At 66.7% G+C, this 406-nt stretch carries 1 protein-coding gene; it reads left to right on the top strand.

Annotation, left to right across the window (positions count from 1 at the left end; translation table 11 throughout):
• A partial coding sequence (locus AC0L2X_RS32555; protein WP_473601231.1) for a TCP-1/cpn60 chaperonin family protein occupies nt 1-406 on the top strand: 406 nt, incomplete at both ends.

Here is a 406-nt window from a genome sequence, read left to right as displayed (position 1 = left end):
CTCGCCAAGCTGGCGGGCGGCGTTGCCGTCATCCGCGTCGGCGGTGCGACCGAAGTGGAAGTCAAGGAAAAGAAGGACCGCGTCGATGACGCCCTCAACGCGACCCGCGCGGCCGTCGAAGAAGGCATCGTTCCCGGCGGCGGCGTCGCACTGCTGCGCGCTTCGCTGAGCATCACTGTCAGTGGCGCCAACTCCGACCAGACCGCGGGCATCGCCATCGTGCGTCGCGCGCTGCAGGCTCCGGCCCGCCAGATCGCGGCCAACGCCGGTGCGGAAGCATCGATCGTTGCCGGCAAGATTCTTGAGAACAAGGGCGCGACGTTCGGCTTCAACGCCCAGACCGGCGAATATGGCGACATGATCGCCATGGGTATCGTCGATCCGGTCAAGGTTGTGCGCACGGCTC

It is taken from the genome of Mesorhizobium sp. WSM4828 (assembly GCF_055811175.1).
The sequence above is the reverse complement of the archived record's forward strand: the minus strand, read 5'-3'. Positions and strand labels throughout refer to the sequence as shown.